The sequence below is a fragment of the Xanthomonas sp. JAI131 genome (assembly GCF_013410075.1).
GTDB classification, from domain to species: domain Bacteria; phylum Pseudomonadota; class Gammaproteobacteria; order Xanthomonadales; family Xanthomonadaceae; genus Xanthomonas_A; species Xanthomonas_A bonasiae.
This window is the reverse complement of record NZ_JACCCN010000002.1, coordinates 90,137-114,146: the sequence shown is the minus strand read 5'-3', so window position 1 is coordinate 114,146 and position 24,010 is coordinate 90,137. Positions and strand designations below refer to the sequence as shown.

Here is a 24,010-nt window from a genome sequence, read left to right as displayed (position 1 = left end):
CGAGAAGTGTGATCGGGACAGCGATGTGTCCCTGCCCGCAGAGCGTACCACCGGCAAAAAAAAAGCCGCGACAAGCGCGGCTTTTTTCTGCGGACGGGCCGGACTCAGGCCAGGCCGGCCTGCTTCATCACTTCGGCGGCGTAGTCTTCCACCACCTTCTCGATGCCTTCGCCCACGGCCAGGCGCTGGAAACCGACCACGTCGGCGCCGGCGGCCTTGACCGCCTGCTCCACGCTCTGGTCGGTGTTCAGCACGTAGGGCTGGCCGTACAGGGTGACTTCGTTGACGATCTTGGCGATCTTGCCGCTGATGATCTTCTCCAGGATGTCGGCCGGCTTGGCCTTGTCCTTTTCCGACATCTTGGCCAGCTCGATTTCCTTTTCCTTGGCGACGAAGTCGGCCGGGACGTCGGACGCCTTCACGTGCGGCGGGTTCATCGCCGCGATGTGCATGGCGATGCCGCGGGCCAGCTCGATGTCGCCGCCCTTGACCTCGACCAGCACGCCGATGCGGCCGCCGTGCACGTAGGCGGCGACGTTGTTGGCGCTGTCGATGCGCGCCAGGCGGCGCACCTGCACGTTCTCGCCGACCTTGGCGATGACCGCGGCGCGGGCTTCCTCGACGGTCTCGCCGCCGGGCAGCTTGGCGCTCTTCAGCGCCTCGGCGTCGGCGGCGCCGGAGCTCAGCGCGGCCTGGGCCACGGCTTCGGTGAAGGCCAGGAAGTTGTTGTCCTTGGCGACGAAGTCGGTCTCGGAGTTGATCTCGACCAGCACGGCCTTGCCGCCGTCCTGGGCCATCGCGATGCGGCCTTCGGCGGCGACGCGGTCGGCCTTCTTGTCGGCCTTGGCCAGGCCCGACTTGCGCAGCCACTCGGCGGCGTTGTCGATATGGCCGGCGTTCTCGGTGAGCGCCTTCTTGCATTCCATCATGCCGGCGCCGGTGCGCTCGCGCAGTTCCTTGACCAGGGAAGCGGTGATTTCCACGGGGTGACCTCACAAAAGGTGGGAAAGGGCCGGTTTGCGGCCGGCCGGGAATTCTGGGAAACGGGCGCTTGCGGCGCCCGCGGACCCGGGCGCGCAGCGCGCGCCGGGTGGCGACTGCGCATGCTCGCGCAATCGCATGGCGCGCCGGTTACTCGGCGGCGGGAGCGGCTTCTTCGGCCTTCTTGCCGTTCTTGCGCGGGCCGCGGCCCTTGTCGTCGCCGGCTTCGCTGAACTCTTCCTCGCGCACGCTGGCGGCGTTCGGCGCGGCGGCCTTGCCTTCCAGCACGGCGTCGGCGGCGGCGCGGGCGTACAGCTGCACGGCGCGGATGGCGTCGTCGTTGCCCGGGATGGCGTAGTCCACCAGTTCCGGGTTGTAGTTGGTGTCGACCACCGCGATCACCGGGATGCCGAGCTTCTTGGCTTCCTTGATGGCGATGTCTTCATGGCCGATGTCGATGACGAACAGCGCGTCGGGCAGGCGGTTCATTTCCTTGATGCCGCCCAGCGAGGCCAGCAGCTTCTCGCGCTCGCGGCGCAGGGTCAGCACTTCGTGCTTGACCAGCTTGTCGAAGGTGCCGTCGGTTTCGGCCGATTCCAGTTCCTTCAGGCGCGCCACCGACTGCTTGACGGTGCGGAAGTTGGTCAGCGTGCCGCCCAGCCAGCGCTGGGTCATGAACGGCTGGCCGCAACGCTCGGCTTCTTCCTTCACCGAGTCGCGGGCGCTGCGCTTGGTGCCCAGGAACAGGATGGTGCCGCGCTTCTGCGCGACGCTGGAGATGAAGTTCATCGCGTCGTTGAACAGCGGAACCGTCTTCTCGAGGTTGATGATGTGGATCTTGCCGCGCGCGCCGAAGATGTACGGCGCCATCTTGGGGTTCCAGTAGCGGGTCTGGTGGCCGAAGTGGACGCCGGCTTCCAGCATCTGACGCATGGTGACTTGGGGCATTGCAGTGACTCCTGATGGGGAACCGGCCGTGCGCGGGCAGGATAGGGTGAAGCCGCGCATGGACGTGCAGGCCTGCGACGGCGTGCACGACGATTCCGGGGTTGGGCCTCCCTGCAGCCTCCGTGACCGAACTCCTCGCGGAGCACCCCGGCACGGGCGATGGCGGCAGGTGTGTATTCGCCGGTGCGTCCGGCGTGGACGGTTCGCTGGCCCGGGCGGGCGCAACGAAGCCGCGGAACTATAGCGGGCCGCGGCCTTGCGCGCAAATGCGCGCCGGCCGGGTCATTCGGCCAGCAGGGGCTGCAGCTCGCCCTGGCTGTCGAGCCGGGCGGCGAAATGGCCGCCGCGCGCGCTGCCGACCTCGGCCGGCACCGGCCAGCGCTTCTGTTCTCCGGCCAGCACGTAGCCGGCCAGGTTGTGGAACAGGGTCAGCTGGCGCCCGTCGGCGCCGACGAAGCTCAGGTCGCTCAGCCGGGCGTGCGCCTTGCCGCGGTTGCGTACCTGCAGTTCGTGGCCGTAGGCGCCGGCGACCAGGCTGGCGCTGAGCGCGGCGGTCGGCGCGGCACCGGGCGGGGACAGGAACACCGGGGTGGAATAGCGCAGCAGCAGGCGTGGGTCGGCGGGGGCGTCATCCGCGTCCGGGCGTTCTTCCAGTACCAGGCGGTAGGCGATCTCGCCGTCGGTCGCGGCCGGGCCGGTGCGCACCACCCGCAGCAGCTGCCGCCCCTGCGCGGGGATGTCGATCAGGCGCGGGCTGACCTGCACGTCGTCGGTCGCCTGCAATTGCTCCATGCCCTCGGTCTGGTGCCAACGGTACAGCCTGGCCTGCGCCAGCCAGGGCCGGTCCTGGGTATTGCTCAGCCAGATCTCGGCGGTCTGGGCGCCGGGCGGGATCTGCACGATGGTCGGGCTGATGCGTACGCCGGCGGCCGCGGCCAGGCCCGGCAGCAGCGCCAGCAGCAGGCCGGCGATCCGACCGCGGGAGCGGCCGACCACTTAGAACGCGACCGTGGCGTAGCGCGCATCCTGGCGCTGCAGGCCGTCGGCCAGACTCAGGCTCAGTGCCAGCGCACCGGCGTTGGGGGCGGCGGCGCCGTCGATGCTGACCTGGTAGGGCAACGGGCGGCTGCAGGCCACCTGCGCGGCGGCCGCGCCCGGCTGGCGGCGGCCGGCGGTATCGATCTCGCAACTGCCCAGCAGGCGGATGCCGACCCGGAACGCCGTGCTTTCGTTCGCGCCTGGGTTCTGCGCCGCCACGCTCGCGCAGACGGCGCACAGGCCGGCGAGCAGCAGCGATTGCATGAACGGGTTGGCGGTCATGGCGGTATTCCCAGGAGGATGCGACAGATAACGGCGTGCCGTGCGGCAACTTTACCGCCTCCGCGCCGGCGTTTAGCCCTCAGTAGGTCACAGTTACCTTGACCACGTCGCTGTAGCTGCCCGGGGGCGGGGTCTGCGCGGCCGGCACCTGGCCGTACAGGGTCAGCGACTGGGTGCTGCCGGTCCCGGTGCCGGTCTGGGTATCGCTGTTCAGGGTGCTGCCCCAGCGCTGGCTGCGCGCCGCGTCGCGGTACAGCTCGTAGCGCAGGTACTGGCCTGCGGCATTGCGCATGCGCCGGATGCTGCCGCTGGCGTACTGGCCGTTGTCCAGGCTGACCTGCCAGGCGGTGCGCCGGCGGCAGTTCATGCTCAGCGCGGTGGTGTAGTTCAGCGCGGTATCGACCAGGCCGGAGTGGCTGCCGAAGTCCAGGTCGGCGATGCTGGCGATGGTGCACAGCGGGGCCGCGTTGGCCGAACTCACGAACGGGAACTGCGCCGCGGTGGCGCCGCCGGTGCCGCCGTTGGTGCAGGAGGCCGGCATGCTGGCCGGGGTGCCGATCAGCGGCTCGTCGTAGCGGTACTGCAGGTTGGTGAACGCCCCGCTGAAGCTGTTCTGGTACAGCCCGGTGGCGATGCCGCTCTGCAGCGGGACGCGCCCATAGATGGTGTAGCTGGCGCTGCCGCTGCCGCCGGTCAGCAGCGACGAATAGGTCAGGTCCACCTGCAGCGGCGTGGACGCGTTCAGCGCGCTGCCCCAGATCAGGCTGCGGGCGCTGTCGCGGTACAGCTGGAAGCCGAGGCTGTCGTTGAGCGGGTTGAGCATGCGCCGCGGGGCGATGCCCAGGCCGCCGCCCTGCGCGCCCTCGCCGATGTTCAGGCACATGCGCACGTAGATCGTGCCGAGGATGCTGAGCGCGCCGGTCTGGCAGGTGACCGTGATCTGCGCGCTGCTGTCGGTCGCGGCGCTGGCGGAGACGTTGCCGAAATCCAGTGCGGTGGTCACCGCCGTACAGGTGGTGGCGGCGGTGGCCGGCGCTGGCGCCAGCGCCACGGCCAGCGCCAGCAAGGCGCCGCACTGCCATGCGCCGCGGGTCACGGCGCCGGCCCTGCGCCGCAGCGCAGCGGTCCCAGGCGGGCCGGGCGCCGTTGCGGCGTGTGTTCGATCGTGACCCTGCAGCTGCCCGCGGCCATGTCCACCTCCAGTTCGTTGCGGCCGGGCTTCAGCCCTTCCAGGTAGGCCTCGCCGTCGTAGCCGACCACCGCGGCGATGCCCGGGCCGCGCACCCGGCTGCCGACCGGCAGCGGCGCGTCGCGCGCATCGTGCAACTGCACCAGGACGCCGTCGCTGTTGCGGATCGGGAAGTCCACCACCACGCCGGTGCGGTCGCGCGGCACCACGATCTGGTCGACCCGCTCCGGACGCATCTGCGGCGGCAGTCGCATCGGATCGATCGACACCTGGTTGTGCTGCCAGCCCATCAGCGGCGTGATCAGCAGGAAGCCGCGCGCGTCGGTGACCCCGATCGGGCGGTTTTCCAGCAGCACCGGCACGTCGGCGATGCCGCCGGTGGAGACCAGGGCGAAGGCCTGGTCCAGATCGCGGCTGGGGAACCAGCCGCCGCCGATCCAGGCCAGGCCGCCGGAGGCTTCGGCATAGCCGTAGGCCTGGCCGCCGTAGCTGGCCAGGCCCGCGGCATAGCGTGCGGTGTCGCGCCGCCAGGTGGCCTCGGCCAGGCCGCCGGCGCTGTCCTGGCCGCTGCGCGCCTGCAGCCGCCAGCCGCTGCCGCCGTCGGCGGCGGCCGAGCGGCTGAGATCGGCCGCCACGCTCATGCGCTCGCCGACCCGCTGCAGCGCGACGCTGGCCTGGCGCGCGCCGCTGAGCGCGATCGACCAGCCCAGGTACACGCTGCGATCGCTGGCCTGGTCCAGATTCTGGTTGACGCTCAGGTTCAGCGAGGACTGCCACGGCAGCGTGCGGGTCCAGAACAGGCTGGCATAGCGCACGTCGCCGCTGTCCGGGTAGGCCAAGCGCACATAGCTCATCGACACGTTGCCCACCTGCTCCCAATTGACGCCGGCCAGCGCGCGTTCGCTGATCCGCGGCGGCGGCGCGCCGTACTGCGAGGCCACGTCGCGATAGCCGCGCTGCGCGCGCTGGGTATCCACCGAGACGTTGAAGCGGCCGTTGTTCCAGCGGTAGCTGAGCGCGTACTGGCGGCCGCTCAGGCCATTGCCCTGGCTGTGCGCCAGCGATGCACCGACCACCCCGGCCCGCGGCAGCAGCCAGATGCCGCCGGCGCCGGCGTTGCGGATGCCGGCACCGGCCTCGGCATGGGCCTCGGCGGTGAAGCCGGCGCTGAGGCCGCGGCGCCAGCTGGCGCTGCCGACCGTGTCGCCGGCATAGGCGAAGGCGTCGCTGCCATAGCCTTCGCGGACCCGGCCCAGCGCCAGCGACCAGTCGTCCAGGCCATCGGCCAGCAGGTCCTGAGTGGCATAGAACGGGAATTCGACCGACCGGCTGCGGCCGTAGGCGTCGGTGATCACCAACTGCGCGTTGCCGGCGCCGTCCACGCCGGGCGCCGCCGACAGCTGGAACGGCCCGGCCGGCAACTCCGAGCCGTACTGGCGGATGCCGTTGACGTACAGGTCCACGCTCGAGGGCACGGTCACCTCGCCGAGGAATTCCGGCAGCGGGGTGGTCACGCGGTACGGCTGCAGGCCGAAATCGCGGCCCACGCGCACGCCGCCCAGGCGCAGCGTGCGGCTCCAACTGGTGCTGCTGCTGAGCGTGTCGCCGAGCACCACGCTGGTCATGCGATCGGGCAGCGACCACTGCCACTGCGTGTCCAGGCGGATCGCCTGGCTGCGCCAGTCGCGCTGCGGCTCGCGGTAGAGGCGGGCGACGAAGGATTGCCGGAACATGGCTTGGCCGAACAGGCCGCCGCCCAGGCCGAAGGCGCGCAATTCGCCGCTGGTGGTGAGGTTGCTGGCGCTGCCCTGGCGGCTGGCATACACGTCGTAGTCGAGCAGGGCGCCGGGCGAACTGGTCGCCGGCAGCGCCGGGCCGCTGTCCTGCGCGTCGATGCGGGTCAGCGGCACGTCGAGCAGCGCCACCGGTGCATCGATCGCCAGTTGCTGCAGGCCGGCGTCGTAGCGGTAGCGCACCCCGTCCAGGTCTTCCAGGGCGATCGCCGCGGTGTCGGCGTCGGCGTCGATGCGCAGGCCCAGCTGACGCAGCGTGGCCGCATCGGCGAGCATGCGCGCGCCGTCGCGCTGGAAGCGGAACAGCCCGGGCTTGCGGGTTTCGTTCAGGGTGACCTCCAGATACAGCGTTTCCCGGTCCGGGGGCGGGCCGCCAGGCTGGGCGGTGGCGAGCTGCGCGGCGCTTGCCCACAGCGCCAGCAGCAGCTCAAGGAGCCTGTGCGTCCAGCGCGAGCGACTGAGCAATGGGCTCACCGTTGATCGTGGCCTTGAACGTGCCGTCGGCACGTACCAGCGCAGGAGGGAGCGGCCAGCGCTTGTGTTGGCCCGGCAGCACGTAGCCGGCCAGGCCGTCGGCGATCGCGGCACGGGTGCCGTCGCTGGCGACGAAATGCAGGTCCACCAGCTGCGCGTGCTGGCTGCCCCGGTTGACGACTTCCAGCGCCGGTGCGGCGGCGTCGCGGATCAGCCGTGCCTGCAGCGCGGGGGCCGCGGCGTCCGCGGGCTTGACGAAGATGGGCACCGAGTAGCGCAGCACGAACTGCAGGCCGGACGTGCTGGCCGTGGCGTCCGCCGACGGCAGTTCGTCGACCAGGACCCGATAGGTCTCCTCGGTGGTCCTGGGCGCATCGTCCAGGCGGATGATGCGCACCAGTTGCCGCGAGTGCGGCGCCAGTTCCAGCATCGGCGGGCTGATCGCGATCCTGTCGCTGGGATCGAGCAGGTCCTCGCCGTCCTGCTGGCGCCAGCGGAACACCCGCACCTGCGCCTGCAGCGGCGTGTCGCCGCTGTTGCTCAGCCACAGGCCCTGCGCCGACTGTTCCGCGGTCAGCTGCACCGAGGTCGGTGCGACCTGCAGGCTGGCGGCATCGGCCGCCAGGATCGCCGCCAGCCACAGCGCGGCGGCGATCGGCAGGCGCAACGAAAGGATTCGGTGCAGGGACATGGAGCGCTCCGGTTACCAGGTGACGGTGGCGGTGACGACGTCGCTGTACGAGCCGGCGGGGTAGTTGGTGCTGGCGACCTGGCCATAGACGACGAGCGGTTGCACCGCGCCATTGCCGGTGCCGGCCTGGGTGTCGCTGCCGATGGTCGAACCCCAGTTCTGGGTACGCGCCGAGTTGCGGTACAGGGCGTACGGCACGCGTGCGGTATTGCCCGCATCGGCGCTGCCCATGGTGCGCGAGGTCACCGTCGCGCCGGAGCCGCTGCCGGCGTTGAGCGCAATGTTGTACGGGGTGCCCGAGGTGCAGCGCACGTTCAAGGTGCCGGTGCTGTTGATCGAGGTCTGGGTGGAGTTGACGCTGCCGAAATCGACGTCGGTCGGGGCGGTCTGGATGTCGCAGACGCTGGTGATCTGGATCTTGACGTTGAAGGTGCGCGAGTCGGTCTGGGCGTAAGCCACGCCGGTCCCGGCGGCCAGCAAGGCGGTGATGGCGAGTGCGCGGTGGAATGCTTGCATGAGGTGAGGCTCTTCGGAATGACGGAGTCCGTCGGTGCCCGAGCCAATGCAAAGTGTGGGCCAGTGCACATATTTCTGGATGTGCATCTAGTTTTCGGTTTTGATGACAACCCCGATTTCGCGGGTTGAAGTTTGTGAAGACGGTGGGGCGGCAGCCCGGTGCCGAAAAACCGGCAGTACGCACGGGCGCGTTCAGGAAAGCCCCGAATGAGCGATAATGGCGGGTATGACCGTCAATCTGAAAACTCCCCAGGACATCGAGAAGATGCGCATCGCCGGCCGTCTGGCCGCCGAAGTGCTCGACATTATCGGGCCGCATGTGAAGCCCGGTGTCACCACGGCCGAGCTGGACCGCATCTGCCACGACCACATCGTCAACGTGCAGCAGGCGGTGCCGGCCAACGTCGGCTACCGCGGCTACCCGAAGACGGTATGCAGCTCGGTGAACAACGTGATCTGCCACGGCATTCCCAGCGACAGCAAGGTCCTGAAGGACGGCGACATCGTCAATATCGACGTCACCGTGATCAAGGACGGCTGGCATGGCGACACCAGCCGCATGTACTACGTCGGCACTCCGTCGGTGATGGCGCGGCGGCTGGTCGAGGCCACCTACGAGGCGATGTGGCGCGGCATCCGCGCGGTGCGCCCGGGCGCCACGCTCGGCGACGTCGGCCACGCGATCCAGCAGTACGCCGAAGGCGAGCGTTTCAGCGTGGTGCGCGAGTACTGCGGCCACGGCATCGGCAAGGTCTACCACGACGAGCCGCAGGTGCTGCATTACGGCCGCCCCGGCGAAGGCCTGGTGCTGAAGCAGGGCATGACCTTCACCATCGAGCCGATGATCAACGAAGGCGCGCGCCATACCCGCGTGCTGCCGGACGGCTGGACCGTGGTGACCAAGGACCGCAAGCTGTCGGCGCAGTGGGAGCACATGATCGCGGTCACCGAGGACGGCGTGGAAGTGCTGACCCTGTCGCCCGGCGGCCTCGGCGAGCCGTGAGCCTGTTGCCGGCCGGTACCGATGCCGGCATGCCCGACGCGGCCGCCGACGATGCCGAGTGGGCCGCGGCGGCCCGGCAGCTGCTGGTCCAGGCCGACGCGCGGCTGTGCAAGCGCTTCGACCAGGGCGACGACATCGACCGCCTGCTGGCGCTGCGCGCGCGCGCGCTGGACCAACTGATCAAGCATGCCTGGAACCGCTGCCTGCCGCGCGATGCCGGGCTGGCGCTGTACGCGGTCGGCGGCTACGGCCGCGGCGAGCTGTTTCCGCGCTCGGACATCGACCTGCTGGTGTTCGGCGAACCCGAGCGCCAGCGCGCCCACGAGCAGGCGCTGGCGCGGCTGTTCGCGCTGCTCTGGGATGCCGGCGTGCCGGTCAGCCATGCAGTGCGTTCGGCCGCGCAATGCACCACCGCCTGCGCCGACCAGACCGTGCTGACCGCGCTGATCGAGGCGCGCCCGCTGCTCGCCGATGCCGCCGCGCGGGCGGCGCTGGCCGCGGCGATCGCGCCGCAACAGGTGTGGACGCCGCGCGCGTTCTTCCTGGCCAAGCGCGAGGAACTGCAGACCCGCCACCAGCGTTTCGGCGACACCGCCGACAACCTGGAGCCGGACATCAAGGACGGCCCGGGCGGCCTGCGCGACCTGCACACGCTGGGCTGGATGGCGCTGCGCGCGTTCGGCGTGCGCGACCTGGAGGCGCTGGTCGGACTCGGTCACGTCGGCAGCGACGAAGCCGCGGCGCTGCGCCGCGAGCGCCGCGAGCTGGCGCGCTTGCGCTACGGGCTGCACCTGGTCGCCAACCGCCCGGAGGAGCGCCTGCGCTTCGACTACCAGAAGACCCTGGCGCAGCGGCTGGGCTTCTCCGACGACGCCGAGAGCCTGGGCGTGGAGAAGATGATGCAGCGCTTCTACCGCAGCGCGGCGATCGTGCGCCGGCTCAGCGATCGCCTGCTGCAGCGCTTCGAGGAACAGTTCGACGGCGAGGCGCAGCCGCAGCCGCTGGGCGCCGGCTTCTCGCTGCGCCGCGGCTACCTGGCCGCCGATGCCGAGACCTGGCCGCAGGCCGATCCGGTGCAGGTATTCGCGCTGTTCGCGATCTGGGCCGCGCATGGCGAGGTGCGCGGCCTGCATTCGCTGACCGCGCGCGCGCTGGCCGAAGCGCTGCCGCAGTTGCCCGCGTACGGCAGCGCCAGCGCGCTGGCGCGCGAGCGGTTCCTGGCGCTGCTGCGCGGCCCGCGCGCGGTGCAGACGCTGACCCGGATGGCGCGGCTGGGCGTGCTCGGGCAATGGATCCCGGCGTTCGCGCAGGTCTCCGGGCGCATGCAGTTCGACCTGTTCCATGTGTACACGGTGGACCAGCACACGCTGATGGTGCTGAAGAACATCGCGGTGTTCGCCAGCGCCCGCGCCGACGACCGTTTCTCGATCGCGCACGAGGTGTGGCCGCGGCTGCGCAAGCCGGAGCTGCTGCTGCTGGCCGGGCTGTTCCACGACATCGCCAAGGGCCGCGGCGGCGACCATTCCGAACTCGGCGCGGTGGATGCGCGCACGTTCTGCGCCGGCCACGGACTCAGTGCGGCCGATACCGACCTGGTGGTGTGGCTGGTCGAGCAGCACCTGCGCATGTCGGTGACCGCGCAGAAGCAGGACATCTCCGATGCGGACGTGATCCACCGCTTCGCCACCCTGGTCGGCGACCGCGAGCGCCTGGACTATCTGTACCTGCTGACCTGCGCCGACATCGCCGGCACCAGCCCCAAGCTGTGGAATGCGTGGAAGGACCGGCTGCTGGCCGACCTGTATTTCGCCGCGCGGCGCGCGCTGCGCGATGGTCTGGAGCATCCGCGCCCGTTCGCCGAGCGGGTGCAGGAGGCGCGCGAGGCGACCCGCGCGCTGATGCACATCCAGGGCCATGACGACGCGGTCATCGACCGCCAGTTCGCCGGCATGCCGGACGAGAGCTTTCTGCGCTTCCGCCCCGAACAGCTGGCCTGGCAGGCGAGCTCGCTGATGGAAGTGGAACTGGGCGGCACCCTGGTCAAGGTGCGCCCGGTCACCCCGGACGACGACGCGCTGGAAGTGTTCGTCTATTCGCCCGACCGCGACGGCCTGTTCGCCGCGATCGTGATGACCCTGGACCGGCTCGGCTACGGCATCCACCGCGCACGCGTGCTCGACGCGCCGCACGAGGCGATCTTCGATACCTTCGAGGTGATGCCGGCCGATGCCTTCGCCAGCGGCGACACCGCGCAACTGGAAGCGGCGCTGCGCGAGGCGCTGTCCGGCGACCTGACCCGGCTGCGCCCGGCGCGGCGCGTGGTGCCGCGCCAGCTGCGGCATTTCCGCTTCGCCCCGCGCATCGAATTCCGCGAGAGCGTGGACGGCCGCCGCACCCGCCTGAGCCTGGTCGCGCCGGACCGGCCCGGGCTGCTGTCGAACGTGGCGCAGGTGCTGCGCCGCCAGCAGCTGCGCGTGCACGACGCGCGCATCGCCACCTTCGGCGAGCGCGCCGAGGACGTGTTCCAGATCACCGACGAGCACAACCTGCCGTTGCCCGATTCCTCCCGCCAGGCGCTGCACGCCGCACTGCAGGCCTGTCTGGACCCCGATACCCCGCCTGGAGAATCCCGCTAATGGCCACCAAGAAGCCTGCCGCCGCCAACAAGCCTGCTGCCAAGACCGCCGCCGCCAGCAAGACCGCCGCGAAGAAGGCCGCGGCCAGGAAGCCCGCCACCCCCGGCGCCGCCGCCAAGCCGGTGGCCGCGCCGAAATCGCCGGCCAGGCCGGTGCGTTCCAAGCCGGCCGCCGGCCCCAGCGCCGACGAACTGAAGTTCACCATCGACAGCGCCTTCGAGCGCCGTGCCGCCCTGACCCTGGACGAGATCGAAGGCTCGACCCGGCCGGTGGTCAACCGCGTCATCGATGGCCTGGAAAGCGGCGAGTTCCGCGTCGCCGAGCCCGACGGGCACGGCGGCTGGAAGGTCAACGAGTGGCTGAAGAAGGCGGTGCTGCTGTATTTCCGGGTCAACGAGATGGCCGTGGTCGAGGCGCAGCCGGCGCCGTTCTGGGACAAGGTGGAGTCGCGCTTTGCCGGTTACCACGAGGCCGAGTTCCGCAAGGCCGGCGTGCGCGTGGTGCCGGGCGCGATCGCGCGCCGCGGCAGCTACTTCGGCAAGGACGTGGTGCTGATGCCGAGCTTCACCAACATCGGCGCGCACGTGGGCGAGGGCACCATGGTCGATACCTGGGCCACGGTGGGATCGTGCGCGCAGATCGGCAAGCATTGCCACCTGTCCGGCGGCGCCGGCATCGGCGGCGTGCTCGAGCCGCTGCAGGCCAGCCCGACCATCATCGAGGACCACTGCTTCATCGGCGCGCGTTCGGAAGTGGTGGAAGGCGTGGTGGTCGGCCACCACAGCGTGATCGGCATGGGCGTGTTCATCGGCCAGAGCACGCGCATCTACAACCGTGCCACCGGCGAGGTCTCCTACGGCTACGTGCCGCCGTACAGCGTGGTGGTGTCCGGCCAGCTGCCGTCCAAGGACGGCTCGCACTCGCTGTACTGCGCGGTGATCGTCAAGCAGGTCGATGCCAAGACCCGCAGCAAGACCAGCGTCAACGACTTGCTGCGCGGCCTGGCCGATTGAGCACGCAACCGGGCGCGCGCGACGGCATCCTCTCCCGGGCCGCGTCGCGCTGGGTGAGGTGGGGCATCCCGGCATTCTGGCTGGGCTGGGTCGTGCTCTACACGGTCGGCGTGCTGACCCGCGACCCTACGGTTCCGACCGGCGGGCCGTGGCATTGGATCGTGCCGGCGCTGGTGGTTGCGATGGCCCTGCGTTGGCTGCGGCAACCGGCGCGCTGGGCCCAGGTCTACGACGCCGGCGATGCCTTGCTGGTCGAGCGCCAGGGGCAGCGGCAGCGCATCGACCTGCGCGAGCTGCGCGCGGTCGAGCCGGCCTGGCTGATTCCGCCGGTGCGCCTGGCGCTGCGGGTGCAGGCGGCCAACGCCCCGGTGATTTTCTTGCCTGCCCGCGGGCAGGCGCCCGAACTGCTTGCCGCAGGCCTGATGGCGCGCGCCGATGCGCGCCGCGCAACCACAGGAACTCCATGACATGACCACGCTGTACGGACTGAAGAACTGCGACACCTGCAAGAAGGCGACCAAGTGGCTGGACCGCTTCGGCGTGGCCTATGCGTTCGTCGATTACCGCGAACACAAGCCGAGCCCGGAGACCCTGGTCGAGTGGGCCGGCAAGGCCGGCGGCTTCGATGCGCTGATCAACAAGTCCTCGACCACCTGGCGGCAACTGCCGGACAACAAGAAAACGCCGGGGTCCGACGCCGAATGGAAACTGCTGCTGCGCGAATACCCGCAACTGATCCGGCGGCCGCTGGTGGTCACCGACGACGGCCAGCTCAGCCAGGGATTCTCGGACAACGGCTTCAAGCAGCGCTTCGGCGTGGGCTGAGCGTCGGTCGCGCGCCGTTGCGCTCCCTGCAGGAGCGGCTTCCGCCGCGACCATGACGTCAGAACCCCATCGGACCTGGATCGTTCGCAATGGATGGCGTGCGTGACACTCTTGCATCTTGTCGCGGCTGAAGCCGCTCCTACAGTGATTCCCCGCCATGACCGACGTCGTTGACCTCACCTGCGACCTGATCGCCCGCCCGTCGGTCACGCCCGACGACGCCGGCTGCCAGGACCTGATCGCGCAGCGGCTGGCGCGTGCCGGCTTCGCCATCGAACGGCTGCGTTTCGGCCAGGTCGACAATCTGTGGGCCACGCACGGCAGCGGCGCGCCGGTGCTGGCGCTGCTCGGCCATACCGACGTGGTGCCGCCGGGGCCGCGCGAGGCCTGGGCCAGCGACCCGTTCGTGCCGCAGATCCGCGACGGCGTGCTGTACGGACGCGGCGCCGCCGACATGAAGAGCGGGGTGGCCGCGTTCGTGGTCGCCGCCGAACGGTTCGTCGCCGCGCATCCGCAGCACCCCGGCACGCTGGCGTTGCTGCTGACCTCCGACGAGGAAGGCGACGCGCTGGATGGCGTGCGCAAGGTCGCCGAGACGTTCCGTGCGCGCGGCGAGCGCATCGACTGGTGCATCACCGGCGAACCGTCCTCCACCGAACGGCTCGGCGACCTGCTGCGCGTCGGCCGCCGCGGCAGCCTGTCCGCCACGCTTGCGGTACAGGGCGTGCAGGGCCACGTGGCCTATCCACACAAGGCGCGCAATCCGATCCACCTCGCCGCACCGGCGCTGGCCGAGCTGGTCGCGCGGCATTGGGACGACGGCTACGAGAGCTTCCCGCCGACCAGCCTGCAGATCTCCAACGTGCATGCCGGCACCGGCGCCAACAACGTGATCCCCGGCGACCTGCAGGTGGCCTTCAACCTGCGCTACAACCCGCACTGGGACGCGCCGCGGCTGGAAGCGGAGATCGCCGCGCTGCTCGACCGCCACGGCCTGGACTACACGCTGCGCTGGCACCGCAGCGGCGAGCCGTTCTACACCCCGGAAGGGCGCCTGCGCAGCGTCGCGCGCGAAGTGCTGGGCGACTTCGCCGGCGCGGCGCCAGAGGAGAGTACCGGCGGCGGCACCTCCGATGCGCGCTTCATCGCGCCGCTGGGCGCGCAATGCATCGAGGTCGGTCCGGTCAACGCCAGCATCCACCAGGTGGACGAGCATGTGCGCGTCGCCGACCTGGAGGCGCTGCCGGCGCTGTACCTGCGCCTGATCGAACGGTTGCTGTCGTAACAGTTGCGCCGTTGCGCTAGCCGGGTTACGTTCGCCGCATGACCTCGCTGTCCGCCCTCCGCCCGATCCACGCCAACGGCCGCAATAATGCGCTGGCGAATAATCGTGCGCGGCCGATGCGGGTCTGCGACTAGGCGCTACCGAAACACCACGCCCAGTATCCAGAAAACCCGCATCGGCCGATGCGGGTTTTTTTATGTGTGAGATTTTTCGCCGCAGCGCGGTGCCGGCCGGCAACCGCTGCAGACCATCGCCGCAACGACCTGTTACCCCCACACACCATCCAGGAGCTTTTCCATGTGTTCGATCTTCGGCATCTTCGGCCTGCAACCGGGCGACGACCTGCAGGCGCTGCGCCGGCAGGCGCTGGACTGCTCGCAGCGGCAGCGCCATCGCGGTCCGGACTGGAGCGGCGTGTATGTCGACGACGGCGCGATCCTGGTGCATGAGCGCCTGGCCATCGTCGATCCGGCCGGCGGCTCGCAGCCGTTGCTCTCCGAAGACGGGCAGCTGGCGCTGGCGGTGAACGGCGAGATCTACAACCACCGCGAACTGAAGAAGCAGCTGACCCAGCCGTACGCGTTCCAGACCGGCTCGGATTGCGAGGTGATCAATGCGCTGTACCGCGAGGACGCGCCGGCGGCGCTGCTCAACCGGCTCAACGGCATCTTCGCCTTCGCGCTGTGGGACAAGGCCGCAGGCCGCGTGCTGATCGCGCGCGATCCGATGGGCGTGTGCCCGCTGTACTGGGGCCACGATACCCAGGGCCGGCTGCGCGTGGCCTCGGAAATGAAGTCGCTGGCCGACAGTTGCGCCGACGTCGCCCAGTTCCCGCCCGGCCATTACTACGACAGCGCCAGCGGCGAACTGCACCAGTACTACCGCAAGCCGTGGCGCGACTACGACGCCGTGCAGGGCGTACAGGTCGGCAAGCAGGAACTGCGCGAGGCGTTCGAGCGCGCCGTGCACCGCCAGCTGATGAGCGACGTGCCGTACGGCGTGCTGCTGTCCGGCGGCCTGGATTCGTCGCTGGTCGCGGCGGTGGCGGCGCGGTTCGCGCGCAAGCGCATCGAGGACAACGACGAGGCCGAGGCTTGGTGGCCGCGCCTGCATTCGTTCGCGATCGGCCTGAAGGGCTCGCCCGACCTGGCCGCCGCGGCGATCGCCGGCGAGTCGCTGGGCACCGTGCACCACGGCTTCGAATACACCTTCGAGGAAGGCCTGGACGCGCTGCCGGAAGTGATCCGGCACATCGAGACCTACGACGTCACCACCATCCGCGCGTCCACGCCGATGTTCCTGCTGGCGCGGCGGATCAAGGCGATGGGGGTGAAGATGGTGCTGTCCGGCGAGGGCAGCGACGAGATCTTCGGCGGCTATCTGTACTTCCACAAGGCGCCGAACGCGCGCGAATTCCACGAGGAGCTGATCCGCAAGCTCGACGCGCTGTACAACTACGACTGCCTGCGCGCCAACAAGTCGATGATGGCCTGGGGCGTGGAGCCGCGCGTGCCGTTCCTGGACGTGGAGTTCCTGGACGTGGCGATGCGCATGGACGCGCAGTACAAGATGATCGACAAGACCAGCAGCGGCGCGATCCGCATGGAAAAAGGCGTGCTGCGCGAGGCCTTCGAAGGCTATCTGCCCGATTCGATCCTGTGGCGGCAGAAGGAGCAGTTCAGCGACGGCGTCGGCTACGGCTGGATCGACGGGCTCAAGGCGCACGCCGAGGCGCAGGTCAGCGACCGCGAACTGGCCGCGGCCGACAAGCGCTTCCCGGTCAACCCGCCGCAGACCAAGGAAGCCTATTACTACCGCACGCTGTTCGAGCGCGCGTTCCCCACGCCGGCCGCGGCCGAGACCGTGCCTGGCGGCAAGTCGATCGCCTGTTCCTCGCCGGCGGCGATCGCCTGGGATGCGAGCTTCGCGACGATGGCCGATCCGTCCGGCCGCGCGGTGGCCGGAGTGCACGAGCAGGCGCTGGGGGCGTGAACCTGCGCGTAGCGCCGGCGACGTGCCGGCGCTACGCGGCAGCGGCGATGCTTGGCAGTACGGCGATTGCCGCGATCGTGCGGCCGCCTGCGCAGCGGCCGCGGCTCACTCCGATGGCTGCGGCAGCGGGCCGCCGTGTTCGCTGGCGCGGTCCGCGGGCGTCGCGCCGGCGCCGGTTTCGATGCGGATGCGGCCCTTGCCCTCGCGCTTGGCCGCGTACAGCGCGCGGTCCGCGCGCTTGAGCAGGTCCGACACCGTGCCGCCGGGGTGCAGCCGCGCGACCCCGGCGCTGAACGCGAACGCCACGTCGTTCACCCGCAGCGTGCAGACACGGTCCAACAACCGATGCAGCAACTCGCCGACCTGCGCATCGCTCATGCGTTCGAACAGGATGCCGAACTCCTCGCCGCCGAGCCGGCCGACCCGGCAGCCGTCACCCAGTCGCGCCAGTTCCGCGGCCAGCGCCAGCAGCACCGCATCGCCGACATCGTGACCATAGGTGTCGTTGACCTGCTTGAAGTCGTCGATGTCCAGCATCGCGAAATGCAACGCGCGCTCGCCGCGTAAGGCGGCCAGGGTCTGTAGCTGCTCGGTCAGCGCGCGCCGGTTGGCCAGCCCGGTCAGCGCATCGGTTTCGGAGATGCGCCGGTAGTCTTCCTGCAGCGCGAAGGTGGTGCGCATGCTGCGCACGAACATGCGGTTGAGCGCGAAGCCGATCAGCGACACCGCCGCGACCAGCAGCGCGAGCAGCGGCAGGTCGGACCTGGCCGGGATCGGCGCTGGATGCGCCACCAGCATGATCGACCAGGTGCAGGCCAGCACCAGCAGGTAGTCGCGCGAGAACAGGAACAGCAGGTTGACGCCCAGGCACAGCGTGACCGACACCGGCAGCAGCCAGAAGTCGCCGTGCCGCCCCATGCCGTGCAGTTCGAGCCGGTAGGCCGCGGCCAGCGCCAGTACGTACAGCGCACCGCTCAAGCGCCACTGCCAGAACCGCCTGGCCAGCGCCGAACTCGCCGCCGTGCCGAGCAGGGCGGCGAAGGCCAGCGCATAGGCGTGGTCCAGCGGCCGCTGCAGGTGCGGATTGAGCAGCAGGGTCGCCAGCCACACCACGATGGTCAGCCACTGCACCGCCATGATGGAAGGCGCCAGCACCTGGCGGATGTGGGTCTGGTACGTCATCTATGCCCTTCAAGACCTGCGGCTGTCGGGTCTTGGCGTAGGCGATGCCCACGGTGCGGTGCCTCGATTGCCCAGGATCGATCCCCGGTTATCGGCCTGGCCGGGATGTGCTTGAGGGGAACGGGACCCGGGGCTCGGGACTCGGAAAAGCGCGCTGCCGCGATCCGAGGCTCTACCGACTTCCGTTCTTCCGGTCCCGAGTCCCGAGTCCCGGGTCCCGGCCTCACTCGAAGCGCATGCAGCGCCCGTAGCGCTCCGGCTGGATGTCCACGCCGGAGGCGTCGGCCTGGTTGTTCTTGCGCCACAGGTTCTGGCGGAAGTCCGGGCCGCTGCAGTTGGCGGCGCGGTCCACTCCGATCGTGTAGGTGTAGGGATTGTCCTTGAAGATATTGTTCTCGAAGGTGTTGTCCTGGCTCATGCTGTTGTCCCAGCACAGGATCTCCGGGGTGCGCTGGCGGATCGAGCAGGCCAGGTAGATGCCGGCGCCCTTGTTGCCGGTGAACTGGTTGCCGACGAACAGGTTGCGCCGCGCATCGGCCAGGTACACGCCCTGGCTGCCGTTGCGTTCCAGGCGGTTGTTGCGGATCTCGCTGTCTTCCAGGTGCTCGGTGGTGATGCCGGCGGCGACGTTGTCGTGGATGTAGTTGTCGATCAGCTTGACCTTGGCGGTGCGGTTGAACGACACGCCGTCCCAGATCGCGCCGGACACGTCGTTGCGCTCGATCAGCAGGTCGCGGCTGTCGTACTCGCTGAGCAGGCAGGCGCTGCGGCACTTGCTCACGCGCAGCCCGGACAGGCGGATGTTCTGGCCGGCGCGCACCACCACCAGGCTGTTGCTCAGGTACGGGCGCTCGGGCATGAATTCCTTCTCGGCGCTGCCGCCCACGATCTGCAACTGCTCGACCACGACGTCGCGAATCGGCCGCTGCGGGCGTTCGTTCTGGTAGTCGCCGACCACGATCACGGGCTGCTGTACGCCGTCCTGCATGCGCAGCACGGTGGCGTCGCCCTGGCCGCGCAGGCGCAGGCCGTCGCGCTGGATCGACAGCAGCTTGGTCACGTGGAAATCGCCGGCGGTCAGGCATACCGTGGCCGGCTTGCCGTCGTTGGGCACGCGGTCCACCGCAGCCTGCAGGTCGTCGCCCGGCTCGGCGCGCACGCTGCAGTCGGTGGCGGCAGAGGCGGGGGCGGCGGCCGTGGCGCAGCCGCTCGACAGGCAGGCGGCGAGCGGCAACAACAGGGCGAGCAGGGGACGGACATTCATCGGATACAGGCTCCGCTTGGGGGAGGGAGGGGAGGACCGCGGGCACCGCGCGCGGGCCGCGGCGGCAGGTCGGATCGCGTGGTGCGCATCAGCGCGACAAGGGCCTCATTGTCGCGCAGGTGGCCGTAATGTCAGCGTGTAGCGGGCCGGGCCGGGCAGGAACGGCGATGCGCGGCCCTGCACCCAGTCGTCGTGGCCGGCGCCCCAGAACGGCGACAGCGGATGCTCGCTCTGGCCGCCGGGCATGTGCGCGATGCCGTCGGCTTCGTGGCCGGGCGCGACCACCATGCGCTCGGAGGCGCCGAAGTCCGGACGCTGCACCCGCGGCATGTCGTTGTCGCCGGGCAAGCCCTCGGTCGGCATGCACAGCCACCGCCGCAGCACTCCCGGCAGCGAGCGCGCCAGCGGATGGCAGATCGCGGCGGTGTTCTGTTCGCCCCAACGGCGCTGCGGCAACGGCGCGTCCTGGTCGGGTTGGTCGCGGACCTCGGCGGCGGCATCCTCCAGCAAGGCCTGCCAGCTGGCGTAGCGGCGCGGCAGCAGGTGCGCCGGTTGCTGCTGCAGCATCGGCCAGGCCACCGCTTCCAGCTGCGGCAGCGGCGGCATGGCGTAGTCGGCGCCGAGTTCGGCACGCGCCGGGGCGATCAGGCCGTCGCGGATCCGGGTCAGCAGCGCCAGGCGCCAGGCGCGCACCAGCCGGTAACTCACCGAATCGGTGCTGGCGCGGCCCTCCCAATGCTTGCCGGCCTGCGCCAGCGCATGCAGCGCAGGCGTGGCGGCGCCGCCGTCGCGTTGCTGCAGCAAGGTCCACCAGCGTTGCAGCAGCAGCGCGCGATCGTCGAGCTGGATCGACAGCAGTTGACGTTCGTCCAGCTGCGGATGCAGGCGCAGGTCGTCGCGGATCTGCTGCGCGCGCGCGCCCAGCGCGTAGCCGCCATCGCCGAGGATGGCCAATTCGTCGCCGCCGACGACGCGCGCATTGGCGGTCCACAGTTGCCCGTCGGCAGGATCGATCCGCTGCGGCGAATGCGCAGTGGAGACCGGCCAGGGCGCGCAGCGCTGCGCTGCCGGTACCGCCGCGCTGACGTCATGGACCAGTGCGTCGCTGCGGCAATTGGGTCCGCGCAGCGGCAGCGCGCCGAGCACGCGCCAGCCGATATGCCCGGCGCTGTCGGCCAGCGCCAGGTTCTGCGCCGGCGTGGCGATGTGCTGCGCGCTGGCGAAAGCGCTGGCGAGCGAATCGGCGCGGGCCAGGTCGGCCAGGCCCAGGTTCAGCGCGCCGGGCAACTGCGCCACCCAGCGTTGCGCCAGCGCGGTGCCGTCCGGCTCGTGCTGCAGGATCGGGCCGTACGCGGTGTCTTCCACGTCCAGCGTGACGTCCAGGCCGCCGGCCACCTTGATCCTTTCGCGGTGATGAACGACCGCGGTGCAGCCGGGCTGCGGCGTGGCCGCGCACGGCGTCAACCGGTACCAGTCGCTGGTGTCGGCGTAGCTGTTGGTGAAGCCCCAGGCGATGTGACCGTTGCTGCCGACGATCACCGCCGGCAGGCCGGGCAGCGAAAAGCCGGTGACGTCCACGCGGCCGCCCGGCGCCTGCGCGTCGGCATAGCGCAGGCGCACGCGGAACCACAGGCTGGGCGCGCCCAACTGCAGATGCATGTCGTTGGCGACGATGGCGCGGCCGTCGGCGCTGCGGCTGCCGGCGATGGCCCAGTTGTTGCTGCCCGGTGCGGCATGGTCCGCGGTGCTGCCATCGCGCGGGGCATCGGGCAGGGTGCGCAGGTCGACCAGGCTGGCGTCGGGCAGCGTGGCGTCGCCGCGCGCCGGGGCGTCCAGTGCCGCGTCCCAACTGCTGCCGTCGTGGCGCAGCAGTGCGAACAGCGGTGCCGGCAAGTGCTGTTGCAGGCGATACAGCGACAGTTCGCGCTCGAGCTGGCGGCCTTGCAGATCGAAATACATCGCGTCGCCGGCCAGCACCGAGTCCACCGGCTGCCAATCGCGCGGCGCCTTGACCAGCAGCAGGTAGGGCCACGGCCGTACCCGCAGCGCGTGCAGGCCGCGATTGACGCCGGCGCTGTAGGCCTGCAGCGCCGCGGCATGGCTGCCGCCGAAGCTGGCCAGCTGCGCGGCGGCGTGCGCGCGCAGGCGATGCATGCGGCGCTGCTTGTCCACCCCGAGCGTGGCGTTGCCGACCAGGTCGGACAGTTCGCCGGCCGCGGCGCGGCGCATCAGGTCCATCTGGAAGTAGCGTTCCTGCGCATGCACATAGCCGAGCGCACGCATCGCATCGGCCTCGTTGCCGGCGTCGATGGTGACCGTGCCCTGCGCGTCGCGCTGGATCCGCACCGGCGCCGCCAGCCCATCCAGATCGACCTGGCCGTCTAGCGTGGCCAGGCTGCCGCGCAGCAGCAGCCATGTCGCCAACACCAGTCCGATCGCCAGCGCCGCCAGCCACAGCAGTCCCCGTTTCCACTTGCTCCGCATCCAGGCATCTCCGCCGGCCAATCCTGGATTCTAGACGCGACTGCGTGTCGTTCTTGCGTACATCCGGCGGGCGTTCGCGAGCGGTTGGGCCGGGGTCAGCTTCGCTCGCGCCGCTGCACGCGTCCGTGCCGATGGAAAATCGGGATGCTAATGATTCCGATTGGAACGCGGTGCGCGCGGCTCGGGCACTATGGCCGCCTTAGACGTTACGGAGCCTGCCCCATGAAGGGACATCCTGAAGTTGTGCAATGCCTCAAGGACCTGCTGCGCGGCGAACTCGCCGCACGCGATCAATATTTCATCCACTCGCGGCGCTACGAGGACCAGGGCCTGCAGGCGCTGTACGCGCGCATCAACCACGAGATGGAAGAGGAGACCGAGCACGCCGATGCGCTGCTGCGGCGCATCCTGTTCCTGGAAGGCGACCCGGACATGCGTCCGCATGCGTTCGAGCCGGGGCGCACGGTCGAAGAGATGCTGGAAAAAGACCTGAAGGTCGAATACGAAGTGCGCGCGAACCTGGCCGCCGGCATGAAGCTGTGCGAGGAGCGCGGCGACTACGTCAGCCGCGACATCCTGCTCAAGCAGCTGCAGGACACCGAAGAAGACCACGCCTGGTGGCTGGAACAGCAACTGGGCCTGATCAAGCGCCTGGGCATGGCCCTGTACCAGACCTCGAAGATCGGCGACGGCGGCGTGTCCGGCAAGGACGCCTGAGCCCCTGGCACCGCCTCCCGCCCGCGCTGCAGAGTGGTTACTCCGCGCTCAAACGCTGGAACTGGCGTTCCGTCTCCTCGGTCAGCCACCGAGCCGCTGGCCCCGGCGGGTTGACCGCGCTGCGAATCGCGTAGATCGGTGACTTGCCCTGATCGAAGGCCGGAAACGGGAGCCGCACCAAGCGTCCATCGGCCAAATCCTCGCGGACCAGCGACTCGGGCAGCCCGCCCCAGCCCAACTCGCTGCGGATGAACAGCAGCTTGGTCGCGTTGTCGCTCACGCGCCAGGTCTTGAGCGAGAACACGTTGAAGTCCCGTCCCTTGGTCAGCCCCGAGGCGTCATAGACGACGATTTGCGTGTCGTCCCGCACGTCAGCCGGCTGCAGTTCGCGTCCCAGCCGGCCCAGCGGATGACCCGGCGCGGCGACAGGCACCGTCATGGCCCAGCCGATGCGCTCGGTCACGACGGCGCTGCCTGCGTTGTCCATCGCACCCCCAAAGCCGAGGACAGCCTTGCCCGAGAGGACGGCTTCCATCACGGTGCCGAGCGTGCCGACAGTGACGTTCAAGGACACCGTCGGATAGCGCTCGCGAAACGCACGCAGGACCTCGACCACGATGTCGGAGGGCACCGCGTTGCTTATGGCCACGCCCAACTGGCCTTCCAGCCCGTCGTTGAGTGCCTTCAGGCGCGAACGTAGCAGGTCCAGGTCTCCCATCAGCCTGCGTGCGTCCTCCAGGACCGAGCGCCCAGCCTCCGTGAGGCGAGGGCGCTTGGTGCCCGAGCGTTGGAACAACGTCAAACCGAGCTGCGCTTCCAGGTTCGCCACCGTGTAGCTGACGACCGATTGCGTGCGGTGAAGCGCTCGGGAGGCGGCCGAAAATCCGCCGTGCTCCACCACCGCCACGAAGACTTCCAGTTGATCGATGGTGGGGTGAGGCTTCAAGGTCCATCCACAAAATGGATAAGTTGGATCGATATTTTACCCGTTTACACGATTGGTGGCCGTGCCTACAGTGGGGTCGTTGCTGGCGGCATCCACTTCGAAGGCCAAACCGCGGCGCTGGACCATGCCAGGCCCTATCTGCGCCTGGTGCTCGGCTTCATGGGCATCACCCATGTGCAGACGATCGGAATCGAAGGCGTCAGCCACGGACCGGACGGCGCTTCATGGGCGTTGGCGGCCGCCCGGGCGCATATCGCACAACCTGCCGTAAATCCCATCCCCAATCGACTGGAATTCTCCAATGCAAATCTTCGTCACTTCCCAGCCTGCTGCGGGCAAGGCCTTGCGCATCAGCCTGTGGATCGTGCAAACGCTGATGTTCCTGGCGTTCCTGCTTTTCGGTTTCCAGAAATTGTTCATGGCTCCCGAAGCCCTGGCAGCGATGTGGCATTCCTCGTGGCCGGTCGAGCATCCGTTGTTGCTGCACGTGACCGGCGCCATCGACGTGGCTGGCGGCCTTGGCCTCCTCTTGCCCGCGCTGACGCGTATCCGGCCCAACTTGACCGTTCTGGCAGCGCTGGGTTGCGTATTGCTTCAACTCGCCGCCATTGCGTTCCACTCGATGCGTGGCGAGTTCGCTGCTTTGCCCTTGAACGCAGTCCTGCTGCCGCTGGCGGCCTTCATCCTATGGGGACGCCGACAGGTGCCCATTTCGCCGCGTACGTCGCAGTCAGTCGCCTGACACCGCTGC

General features: G+C 69.7%; 20 protein-coding genes and 1 pseudogene. 9 read left to right on the top strand and 12 right to left on the bottom strand.

The annotated features are described in order from the left end of the window. Nucleotides 1-104 precede the first annotated feature (104 nt). The 8 genes from tsf to HDC36_RS07240 all read right to left on the bottom strand — a co-directional run bounded on the left by tsf (nucleotide 105) and on the right by HDC36_RS07240 (nucleotide 7,912). Nucleotides 105-983, bottom strand: a complete 879-nt coding sequence (gene tsf, locus HDC36_RS07275) for a translation elongation factor Ts (protein ID WP_179565874.1) — start codon at nucleotides 981-983, stop codon at nucleotides 105-107. A 148-nt stretch (nucleotides 984-1,131) separates the two neighbouring features. Then, the gene (gene rpsB / locus HDC36_RS07270) at nucleotides 1,132-1,929 is read right to left on the bottom strand and encodes a 30S ribosomal protein S2 (protein WP_179565872.1); all 798 of its coding nucleotides are present in this window, start codon (nucleotides 1,927-1,929) and stop codon (nucleotides 1,132-1,134) included. Nucleotides 1,930-2,211: 282 nt separating this feature from the next. Continuing rightward, nucleotides 2,212-2,925 carry a fimbria/pilus periplasmic chaperone gene (locus HDC36_RS07265; RefSeq protein WP_179565870.1) on the bottom strand — a complete coding sequence of 238 codons (714 nt, stop codon included), beginning with the start codon at nucleotides 2,923-2,925 and terminating at the stop codon, nucleotides 2,212-2,214. Next, the gene (locus HDC36_RS07260) at nucleotides 2,926-3,249 is read right to left on the bottom strand and encodes a hypothetical protein (protein ID WP_179565868.1); all 324 of its coding nucleotides are present in this window, start codon (nucleotides 3,247-3,249) and stop codon (nucleotides 2,926-2,928) included. Between the two features lie 79 nt (nucleotides 3,250-3,328). After that, entirely contained in the window at nucleotides 3,329-4,345 is a 1,017-nt protein-coding gene (locus tag HDC36_RS07255; RefSeq protein ID WP_179565866.1) for a spore coat protein U domain-containing protein, read from the bottom strand. Continuing rightward, on the bottom strand, nucleotides 4,342-6,705 hold the full coding sequence (locus HDC36_RS07250) for a fimbria/pilus outer membrane usher protein (RefSeq protein WP_179565864.1): 2,364 nt from the start codon (nucleotides 6,703-6,705) through the stop codon (nucleotides 4,342-4,344). The genes HDC36_RS07255 and HDC36_RS07250 overlap by 4 nt, the downstream gene beginning before the upstream one ends. Beyond that, nucleotides 6,659-7,396 carry a fimbria/pilus periplasmic chaperone gene (locus tag HDC36_RS07245; RefSeq protein WP_179565862.1) on the bottom strand — a complete coding sequence of 246 codons (738 nt, stop codon included), beginning with the start codon at nucleotides 7,394-7,396 and terminating at the stop codon, nucleotides 6,659-6,661. The genes HDC36_RS07250 and HDC36_RS07245 overlap by 47 nt, the downstream gene beginning before the upstream one ends. Nucleotides 7,397-7,408: 12 nt before the next feature. Continuing rightward, nucleotides 7,409-7,912: a spore coat U domain-containing protein gene (locus tag HDC36_RS07240; protein ID WP_179565860.1), complete on the bottom strand. Its 504-nt coding sequence runs from the start codon at nucleotides 7,910-7,912 to the stop codon at nucleotides 7,409-7,411. Nucleotides 7,913-8,138: 226 nt separating this feature from the next. Here HDC36_RS07240 and map point away from each other — a divergent pair, with 226 nt between their 5' ends. The 7 genes and pseudogenes from map to asnB all read left to right on the top strand — a co-directional run bounded on the left by map (nucleotide 8,139) and on the right by asnB (nucleotide 16,666). Beyond that, entirely contained in the window at nucleotides 8,139-8,915 is a 777-nt protein-coding gene (map, locus tag HDC36_RS07235) for a type I methionyl aminopeptidase (protein WP_225209945.1), read from the top strand. A 2-nt stretch (nucleotides 8,916-8,917) separates the two neighbouring features. Further along, a complete protein-coding gene (locus HDC36_RS07230; protein ID WP_255432705.1) occupies nucleotides 8,918-11,551 on the top strand; it encodes a [protein-PII] uridylyltransferase in 2,634 nt (877 codons plus the stop codon). Between the two features lie 17 nt (nucleotides 11,552-11,568). Next, nucleotides 11,569-12,564: pseudogene (dapD, locus tag HDC36_RS07225) on the top strand (2,3,4,5-tetrahydropyridine-2,6-dicarboxylate N-succinyltransferase); the annotation flags it as partial. Then, on the top strand, nucleotides 12,561-13,031 hold the full coding sequence (locus HDC36_RS07220; protein WP_179565854.1) for a hypothetical protein: 471 nt from the start codon (nucleotides 12,561-12,563) through the stop codon (nucleotides 13,029-13,031). The pseudogene dapD and the gene HDC36_RS07220, both read left to right, overlap by 4 nt. A 1-nt stretch (nucleotide 13,032) precedes the next feature. Then, nucleotides 13,033-13,389, top strand: coding sequence for an arsenate reductase (locus HDC36_RS07215; protein WP_179565853.1), 357 nt, complete (start codon nucleotides 13,033-13,035; stop codon nucleotides 13,387-13,389). Between the two features lie 157 nt (nucleotides 13,390-13,546). Next, on the top strand, nucleotides 13,547-14,674 hold the full coding sequence (gene dapE, locus HDC36_RS07210; protein ID WP_179565851.1) for a succinyl-diaminopimelate desuccinylase: 1,128 nt from the start codon (nucleotides 13,547-13,549) through the stop codon (nucleotides 14,672-14,674). Between the two features lie 297 nt (nucleotides 14,675-14,971). Then, nucleotides 14,972-16,666 carry an asparagine synthase B gene (gene asnB / locus HDC36_RS07205; protein WP_179565849.1) on the top strand — a complete coding sequence of 565 codons (1,695 nt, stop codon included), beginning with the start codon at nucleotides 14,972-14,974 and terminating at the stop codon, nucleotides 16,664-16,666. Nucleotides 16,667-16,771: 105 nt separating this feature from the next. Here asnB and HDC36_RS07200 read toward each other — a convergent pair whose 3' ends face one another. The 3 genes from HDC36_RS07200 to HDC36_RS07190 form a co-directional block, all read right to left on the bottom strand. Continuing rightward, nucleotides 16,772-17,848 (bottom strand): GGDEF domain-containing protein, encoded by a 1,077-nt coding sequence (locus HDC36_RS07200; protein WP_179565847.1) that lies wholly within the window; start codon nucleotides 17,846-17,848, stop codon nucleotides 16,772-16,774. 223 nt (nucleotides 17,849-18,071) lie between these two features. Next, nucleotides 18,072-19,112, bottom strand: coding sequence for a right-handed parallel beta-helix repeat-containing protein (locus HDC36_RS07195; protein WP_179565845.1), 1,041 nt, complete (start codon nucleotides 19,110-19,112; stop codon nucleotides 18,072-18,074). A gap of 105 nt (nucleotides 19,113-19,217) precedes the next feature. Next, a complete protein-coding gene (locus HDC36_RS07190) occupies nucleotides 19,218-21,596 on the bottom strand; it encodes a penicillin acylase family protein (RefSeq protein WP_179565843.1) in 2,379 nt (792 codons plus the stop codon). 222 nt (nucleotides 21,597-21,818) lie between these two features. Here HDC36_RS07190 and bfr point away from each other — a divergent pair, with 222 nt between their 5' ends. Next, nucleotides 21,819-22,313, top strand: coding sequence for a bacterioferritin (bfr, locus tag HDC36_RS07185; RefSeq protein ID WP_179565841.1), 495 nt, complete (start codon nucleotides 21,819-21,821; stop codon nucleotides 22,311-22,313). 37 nt (nucleotides 22,314-22,350) lie between these two features. Here bfr and HDC36_RS07180 read toward each other — a convergent pair whose 3' ends face one another. After that, nucleotides 22,351-23,259, bottom strand: a complete 909-nt coding sequence (locus tag HDC36_RS07180) for a LysR family transcriptional regulator (RefSeq protein ID WP_179565839.1) — start codon at nucleotides 23,257-23,259, stop codon at nucleotides 22,351-22,353. 301 nt (nucleotides 23,260-23,560) lie between these two features. Here HDC36_RS07180 and HDC36_RS07170 point away from each other — a divergent pair, with 301 nt between their 5' ends. Next, the gene (locus HDC36_RS07170; protein ID WP_179565837.1) at nucleotides 23,561-24,001 is read left to right on the top strand and encodes a DoxX family protein; all 441 of its coding nucleotides are present in this window, start codon (nucleotides 23,561-23,563) and stop codon (nucleotides 23,999-24,001) included. Nucleotides 24,002-24,010: the final 9 nt, after the last annotated feature.

Bases quoted from the DNA above. Each gene is read 5' to 3' on its own strand.
- rpsB (WP_179565872.1), bottom strand. From the start codon at position 1,929: ATGCCCCAAGTCACCATGCGTCAGATGCTGGAAGCCGGCGTCCACTTC.
- HDC36_RS07260 (WP_179565868.1), bottom strand. From the start codon at position 3,249: ATGACCGCCAACCCGTTCATGCAATCGCTGCTGCTCGCCGGCCTGTGC.
- HDC36_RS07245 (WP_179565862.1), bottom strand. From the start codon at position 7,396: ATGTCCCTGCACCGAATCCTTTCGTTGCGCCTGCCGATCGCCGCCGCG.
- HDC36_RS07240 (WP_179565860.1), bottom strand. From the start codon at position 7,912: ATGCAAGCATTCCACCGCGCACTCGCCATCACCGCCTTGCTGGCCGCC.
- map (WP_225209945.1), top strand. From the start codon at position 8,139: ATGACCGTCAATCTGAAAACTCCCCAGGACATCGAGAAGATGCGCATC.
- HDC36_RS07215 (WP_179565853.1), top strand. From the start codon at position 13,033: ATGACCACGCTGTACGGACTGAAGAACTGCGACACCTGCAAGAAGGCG.
- dapE (WP_179565851.1), top strand. From the start codon at position 13,547: ATGACCGACGTCGTTGACCTCACCTGCGACCTGATCGCCCGCCCGTCG.
- asnB (WP_179565849.1), top strand. From the start codon at position 14,972: ATGTGTTCGATCTTCGGCATCTTCGGCCTGCAACCGGGCGACGACCTG.
- HDC36_RS07200 (WP_179565847.1), bottom strand. From the start codon at position 17,848: ATGACGTACCAGACCCACATCCGCCAGGTGCTGGCGCCTTCCATCATG.
- HDC36_RS07195 (WP_179565845.1), bottom strand. From the start codon at position 19,112: ATGAATGTCCGTCCCCTGCTCGCCCTGTTGTTGCCGCTCGCCGCCTGC.
- HDC36_RS07190 (WP_179565843.1), bottom strand. From the start codon at position 21,596: ATGCGGAGCAAGTGGAAACGGGGACTGCTGTGGCTGGCGGCGCTGGCG.
- bfr (WP_179565841.1), top strand. From the start codon at position 21,819: ATGAAGGGACATCCTGAAGTTGTGCAATGCCTCAAGGACCTGCTGCGC.
- HDC36_RS07170 (WP_179565837.1), top strand. From the start codon at position 23,561: ATGCAAATCTTCGTCACTTCCCAGCCTGCTGCGGGCAAGGCCTTGCGC.